Origin of the sequence: Flavobacterium sp., from assembly GCF_040402895.1 — a bacterium.
Classification (GTDB): Bacteria; Bacteroidota; Bacteroidia; order Flavobacteriales; family Flavobacteriaceae; genus Flavobacterium.
This window is the reverse complement of sequence record NZ_JBBALR010000006.1, coordinates 146,931-153,666: the sequence shown is the minus strand read 5'-3', so window position 1 is coordinate 153,666 and position 6,736 is coordinate 146,931. Positions and strand designations below refer to the sequence as shown.

Below are 6,736 nucleotides of genomic sequence, written 5' to 3'. Positions count from 1 at the left end.
ACTTAACTACAGAAGTATTGGTAATTGATTATCCTAAATATTTTACACCAAATGGAGATGGAATCAATGATACGTGGAAAATTATTGGATTAGAAGCAAAACATAACGCAAAAATTTATATATTTGACCGATATGGAAAACTAGTGAAGCAAATTGATCCATTACGTGAAGGTTGGGACGGGACATATATTGGTTCGATACTGCCATCAACAGACTATTGGTTTACAATTGACTATACAGAAAAAGATCAACAAAAATTATTTAAAGCCCATTTTTCGTTAAAAAGATAAGACAAGATTACTATGAGACTAAGAAATTTATTACTACTTAACCTAATTATTTTTTTTCAATCAGCATTTTCTCAAGAAGGTATTGCTGTTTATACAGATTATTTAACTGATAATTATTATTTGATCCATCCATCTATGGCTGGCGCTTCAAATTGTGCGAAGTTAAGAGTTACAGGCAGACAACAATGGTTTGGTCAGCAAGATGCGCCATCTTTACAAACTATGAGTTTTAATACAGCATTGGATGAAGACGGAAAATCAGGAGTGGGTATGATTGCTTTTAATGACAGAAATGGATACCATTCTCAATCAGGAGCAAAATTAACCTATGCGCATCATCTATTGTTTTCTCGTACAAAAGCTGATTTGAATATGCTTTCTTTTGGATTAAGTACTGCTTTTATACAAAGTAGGCTAGATGAGACAGCATTTAAAGTATTTGATCCTCAAATTTATGGTGGAATTACTCAAAAAGATTCTTATTTTAATATAGATATAGGCGCTTCTTACCATTATATGGATTTTTTCACACATGTTACGGTGAAAAATTTTATTGCTAACAGAAGAGAATTATATTTAGCTGGTGTTGAATCGGACAACTTGAGAAAATACTTATGGAGTGCTGGTGCTAATTTTGGTGATACGGATAATATTTCTGTAGAGCCTTCATTTATGTTTCAAGTAACAGAACAAACAGGTGAAAAAGCAATTGATTTAAATGCAAAAGTATATAAAGCAATGGATTTCGGTAATATTTGGGGAGGACTTTCTTACAGAACAAGTTTTGAAGGAACACAATACACTAAAGAAAAAGGGGTTGTTAATACTCAAAAATTACAATACATCACACCGTTTGTAGGGGTTAATTTCAAACAGTTTATGTTTGGTTATTCGTATAACCAAGTGATTGGAGATGTTAAATTTGATAATGCAGGATATCATCAATTAACCATTGGATTAAACTTATTCTGCAAACCAAAAGCATATGATTGTAACTGTCCAGCAGTTTCAAACTAACATATTTAATCCCGATTTTTTCGGGATTTTTTTTTAAATATTTTTTTATGATTATTAAAGAAGTAAGAGGTAAAAGACCCGCTATTCCAGACGATTGTTATGTAGCAGAAAATGCAACTATTGTAGGTGAGGTTTCTTTTGGAGAAAACTGTAGCGTTTGGTTTAACGCTGTAATAAGAGGAGATGTAAATTTTATTTCGATAGGAAATAAAGTAAATATTCAAGACGGAGCAGTAATACATTGCACTTATTTAAAACACCCAACTATTATTGGGAATAATGTTTCAATTGGGCATAATGCTATTGTTCATGGATGTACAATTCATGATAATGTTTTAGTAGGAATGGGTGCCATTATAATGGATGGATGTGTGGTAGAAAGTAATTCGATAATAGGAGCAGGAAGTGTAGTGACTCAAAATACGCGTATTGAGAGTGGTTTTATTTACGCAGGAATTCCAGCAAAAAAAGTAAAAGCATTAAATACAAGTGATTTTGCAGGAGAAATTGACCGAATTTCTAATAACTATGTAATGTATTCAAGTTGGTTTAAAGAAGACTAAAAAGCCAAATACTCCACATTAAATGCAGAGCCAACTAATTCTTGCATGACTTCTTTTGGATTATTAATATAAAAGGACTGAAACACCTTATTAGTAGTATTAAATAAGTTATTCACATCTAAAATATGTTTGGTTTGTTTAGCAACTGCTTCACCAGAGTCAATAATTTTAATATGATTTGGAATTATTTGCTTTATTTGTGGAATTAAATATGGATAATGTGTGCAACCTAAAACTAGATAATCAATACCTTCAGCAACCATTGGTAACAAGTAATCATTTAATAGTTGTGTCATTTTTTCAGAATGTATCGCACCGCTTTCGATAAGTTGCACCAATTCGTAACCAATTTGTTCTACTACTTTTACATCTGAATACAAAGCAACGGTTTGATGAAAAAGAGCGCTATTTAATGTGCCTTGCGTTGCTAAAATCCCTATTTTTTGAGTTTTTGTATGTAGCGCTGCGGGCTTGATAGCAGGTTCGATTCCAATAAAAGGAATGTCATAAGTAGCTCTTAATACTTTAATAGCATTTGTTGTGGCTGTATTACAAGCTACAATAATAATTTTACAATTGTTGTTTAGTAAAATTTCTGTGTTTTTTTTACTTAGCGCAATTATTTCTTCTTCTGTTTTCTGGCCATAAGGTGCGTTTTTACTGTCTGCTAAATAGATAGTACTTTCATTTGGAAGAAGCGCGTGTACCTCTTTCCAAATGGATGTGCCACCTACGCCAGAATCGAAAAGTCCTATTGGATTTTTGTTACTCATAAAACAAATATAAAAAAAACTGCTCAATCTAAAAATAAGATGGAGCAGTTGTATTATTTTTTTTAGTTTTATTAGAAACCTAACTCTTTTTTAACATCAGCTAATAAATCCATTCCGTCCGCTAATAAAACACCACTTCCTAAAGTAGAGTCTAATACGTATTGAACGCCTTTAGCACGAGCTACTTTTTGAATAGCTGCTAATGCTTTTTCTGTTAATGGTTTTTGTAATTCGATTTGTTTATCTTGTAATGATTTAGAAGCATCATCTTGATATTTTTGAATTCTTGTACCCATGTCTTGCATTTCTTGAGAACGTGTTTGGTTTAACACATCTCCAGCAGTATCTGCTTCTTTTTGGTATTGAGCTGCTTTAGTTTGGTATTCTGCTACTAATTTTTTGTATTCAGTATCATACCCTTCTCTCAATTTAGTTAATTGAGCTTCTGCTGCTTTCATGGCTGGCATTGAAGTCATTAGAGCACTAACATCAATGTGTCCAACTTTAGTTTGAGCACTTACTTCTTGTGCTCCAAAAAACAGTACTATTGCAATAAATAGGTTTCTTAATTGTTTCATTTTAATTTAATTTAATAAGGATTATTTGATTTTTGTTTCAGTTATTATTATTTAATTTTTTTCGTTTTTTTTGTTTAATAAAGCCTCTCTTTTTGCTTTTTGCTCATCTAATAATTTCTGACGGGCTTCCGCTCTTGCTTTTAAAAGTTCGGCTCTTTTATCATCAGCTTCTTTTTTCTTAGCCGCCGCCGCATCTTTACGCTCTTGTAACTTTTTTTCTCTATCGTCTTTTGTGGCCTGAATTGCTTTTTCTTTTTCTAATATTTCAGGATTTTCAGTAGTTTCAAATTCTCTAACATCTTTGGCGTCTTGAATTTTTTGTTGTTTTTTAGTTAATTCTACTTTTTTACCTGCTCGCTCTAATGCTTTTAAAACAAAATCGCTAATATCAAAACGCTCTGCTGTGAAAATCATTGTTAAATCTGAAGATTTATCAAAAATGAAATCGTAATTTCTTTGTACTGCAATATCTTGTACAACATTAAAAACCTGATCTTGTATAGGTTTAACTAACGCCGATTTTTGGATAATTAAGTCGCCCTGTGGTCCAAAACGTTTTTGTTGATAATCCAGCATTTCTTTTTCAAGAACGTCAATCTCTAATTCTTTATCGTTAATTAATTCTTTAGTTAACAATACTTTTTCAGAATTTAATGCATCTTTTAGCTTTTTAATTTCGGTTTTTTTGGTTTCAATTTCTTGTTGCCATGATGCTGCCTTTTGTTCTAATTGATTTTTTGCTTCCGCATATTCTGGAACTTTTTCCAAAATATAATCCATGTCAATGTAACCAATTTTTGTTGTTTTTTGTGCTTGTACTGCAAATAAAACAAAACTAAAAAGTAAAACAAAATATTTTTTCATAAATGTAACTGTTAAATTCAACTATCGTGCCAAAATTTAAAATTGTTGTCCAATGATAAAGTGTGTTTGCCATCCACTTTTTACCGTATCCCCTGGTATAGGGTCAAATCCATGTGCAAAATCAATACCTAGTAATCCAAATGCAGGCATAAATACTCTTAATCCCACACCTGCTGCACGTTGTACTTTAAAAGGATCAAATGTTTTAAAATTATCAAAAGCAGCACCGGCTTCTAAAAAACTCATAGCATATATTTTCGCTGATTGTTTCATGGTAATTGGGTATCTTAATTCCATTGAATATTTATTATACACTGTTCCTCCGTTTTGCGAAGATAGTGAATTGTTCGGATATCCACGTAACTGAATTACTTCTCTACCGTCTAAAGCAAAATTCGCTAATCCGTCGCCACCAACAAAAAATCTTTCAAAAGGCACTACACCTCTATCTTGATTATAGGCGCCTAAGAAACCAAATTCGGCTCTGGTACGTAAAACGAATTTTTTATATATTTTAGTATACCAATCGCCACTAAATTTCACTTTGTAAAATTCTAACCATTTAAAGCGTTCCTGATCAATTAAACTTTGATCGGCAACTGCTTCCGTGTAATTTAAAGTATTACCACCTGTCGAATTGACGTAAACTGGTAATACGTTTCCGTTTGAATCTATAGGAAAAACAGTATTGTTTCTTAATTTATATTCTTCTTTATTTTCTAAATTAGCGTAATCTACACCATTAAAGAAAGAATAAGGTAAAGTAAATTTAGCAGAAAGGGAGAAGGTCGATCCTCTGTCTGGAAAAATTGGATCTAAACCTCTACTATCTCTTGTTATTGTTGAACTGAAAGCTAAATTTCTTGAGGCGCCATTTCCAAAGGTAAATAAGCCTGTATTATAATTATTTAAATCATAATAAGAAAAAGAAACAGAATTAGAAATACTAAAATAATCATCTGGTATTTTTAATCTTTTTCCATATCCTACTGTTATGGTAGAGATATTAAAACTTTTATCTCTAGTTACATTTCTTGATCTGAAATCGAACAAAAATTGTTTACTATGTGAAAGTGATGTGAAAAAACTAATTGGTTTTTTTCCACCCAACCAAGGCTCAGTAAAGGATAAACTATATACTTGAAAACCTTGGCTAGCCTGTAAACGTAGAGACATTTTTTGGCCATCACCCATAGGCAAAGGTTGGTAGGCTTTTTTATTGAAAATATTTTTCAAAGAAAAATTATTAAATGATAAACCTAAAGTTCCAATGAAACCTCCTGCGCCATAACCACCTTGTAATTCTACTTGACTAGAACCTTTTTCTACTACGGTCCAATCTAAATCTACTGTTCCCGCTGCTGGATCCATGTTCACGGGTTCTGGACGAATGGCTTCTGCATCAAAGAAACCTAATTGTCCTAATTCTCTAACAGAACGAATAACTAAATCTTTGTTCCATTTTTCTCCGGGTCTAGTTCTTAATTCTCTATAAATTACTTTGTCGTTGGTTTTGTCGTTTCCTTTAACAGTAATATTATTAAAATATGCAATTGGTCCTTCGGAAATTCTGATTTCAAAATCTATTGTGTCGTTTTCAGTTTTTACTTCAACTGGGTTGATGTTTGACCATAAATACCCATTATTTTGATATAAATTGGTAACATCTTCTGCATCTGGCGAAGTTTTGTCAGCAATTCTTTTTTCTAACAAAACACCATTATAAATTTCTCCTCTTTTAATTCCTAAAATTGAATTTAAAGCCTGATCAGAATAAACAGTGTTACCTAAAAATCGTATATCACCAAAATAATACTTTTTTCCTTCTTCAATATTTACATCAATGTTTATTTTGTTGTTATCCTTATTGTAAGTTACATTTTCACTAACTACTCTGGCGTCTCTATAGCCTTTTTCTTTATATTTTGTTATCAAAGTTCCTAAATCTTCTTTGTATTTATCTTTAACAAATTTTGAAGATTTGAAAATTCTATAAAGTTTTTTTTCTTTGGTGTTTTTAAATGATTTTTTTAGTTTTTTGTCTACTAATTGTTCATTTCCAACAAAGTTAATTGCGCTAATTTTTACTTTTTCTCCTTTATCAATAAAAACTACCATATCCACTTTAGTATTTGTAGAATCGGCTAAAGTATTTATCGTTACTTTGGTGTTAAAATAACCATCTTTTTTAAACTTATTTTCAATATAGTTTTTAGTATTTGTAATTAAATTATCATTTACAATTTTGCCTTTGCTCAACTCTGTTTCTTTAACAATATCTTCTCTTTTTCCTTTTTTAATTCCCTTGATTTTTATATCATCAAGCTTAGGTAATTCGTATAATTCAAGTTCTAGAAAAATAGCATCTCCATCAATTTTTTTTACGTAAAAGTTAACATCATTAAAAAGCCCTAATTTCCAAAGTTTTGTAATAGCTAAACTAATTTCTTCACCTGGAATTCTAATTTTGCTGCCAATTTCAAGTCCGGTAAATGTTATGATAGTTTGTTGGTTAAAAGAAACCTTTCCAATTACTTCTACGCCAGAGAGGGTGTATTCTTTTCCCTTTTCTAAGGTTGTTTCTTGAGCTTTTATTGTATTTCCTATGAATAGTAGGATAAATAAAAATAGTATTCTGTTTTTAAACATAG

7 protein-coding genes are annotated in these 6,736 nt (G+C 31.1%); 3 read left to right on the top strand and 4 right to left on the bottom strand.

Annotated features, from left to right (window positions below; genetic code table 11):
• From ABWP60_RS07275 to ABWP60_RS07265, 3 genes are all read left to right on the top strand, one after another.
• A partial coding sequence (locus ABWP60_RS07275; RefSeq protein ID WP_353150607.1) for a T9SS type B sorting domain-containing protein occupies positions 1-290 on the top strand: 290 nt, incomplete at its 5' end.
• 12 nt (positions 291-302) lie between these two features.
• Entirely contained in the window at positions 303-1,307 is a 1,005-nt protein-coding gene (locus tag ABWP60_RS07270) for a PorP/SprF family type IX secretion system membrane protein (protein WP_353150605.1), read from the top strand.
• A gap of 47 nt (positions 1,308-1,354) precedes the next feature.
• On the top strand, positions 1,355-1,870 hold the full coding sequence (locus tag ABWP60_RS07265) for a gamma carbonic anhydrase family protein (protein ID WP_353150602.1): 516 nt from the start codon (positions 1,355-1,357) through the stop codon (positions 1,868-1,870).
• Here ABWP60_RS07265 and murI read toward each other — a convergent pair.
• From murI to bamA, 4 genes are all read right to left on the bottom strand, one after another.
• Positions 1,867-2,643: a glutamate racemase gene (gene murI / locus ABWP60_RS07260; RefSeq protein ID WP_353150599.1), complete on the bottom strand. Its 777-nt coding sequence runs from the start codon at positions 2,641-2,643 to the stop codon at positions 1,867-1,869. The genes ABWP60_RS07265 and murI overlap by 4 nt on opposite strands.
• Positions 2,644-2,714: 71 nt before the next feature.
• A complete protein-coding gene (locus tag ABWP60_RS07255; protein WP_353150596.1) occupies positions 2,715-3,221 on the bottom strand; it encodes an OmpH/Skp family outer membrane protein in 507 nt (168 codons plus the stop codon).
• A 51-nt stretch (positions 3,222-3,272) separates the two neighbouring features.
• A complete protein-coding gene (locus ABWP60_RS07250) occupies positions 3,273-4,085 on the bottom strand; it encodes an OmpH/Skp family outer membrane protein (RefSeq protein WP_353150593.1) in 813 nt (270 codons plus the stop codon).
• Positions 4,086-4,121: 36 nt separating this feature from the next.
• Entirely contained in the window at positions 4,122-6,734 is a 2,613-nt protein-coding gene (gene bamA, locus ABWP60_RS07245; RefSeq protein WP_353150590.1) for an outer membrane protein assembly factor BamA, read from the bottom strand.
• Positions 6,735-6,736: the final 2 nt, after the last annotated feature.

Bases quoted from the DNA above. Each gene is read 5' to 3' on its own strand.
- bamA (WP_353150590.1), bottom strand. From the start codon at position 6,734: ATGTTTAAAAACAGAATACTATTTTTATTTATCCTACTATTCATAGGA.
- ABWP60_RS07265 (WP_353150602.1), top strand. From the start codon at position 1,355: ATGATTATTAAAGAAGTAAGAGGTAAAAGACCCGCTATTCCAGACGAT.
- ABWP60_RS07250 (WP_353150593.1), bottom strand. From the start codon at position 4,085: ATGAAAAAATATTTTGTTTTACTTTTTAGTTTTGTTTTATTTGCAGTA.
- ABWP60_RS07270 (WP_353150605.1), top strand. From the start codon at position 303: ATGAGACTAAGAAATTTATTACTACTTAACCTAATTATTTTTTTTCAA.
- murI (WP_353150599.1), bottom strand. From the start codon at position 2,643: ATGAGTAACAAAAATCCAATAGGACTTTTCGATTCTGGCGTAGGTGGC.
- ABWP60_RS07255 (WP_353150596.1), bottom strand. From the start codon at position 3,221: ATGAAACAATTAAGAAACCTATTTATTGCAATAGTACTGTTTTTTGGA.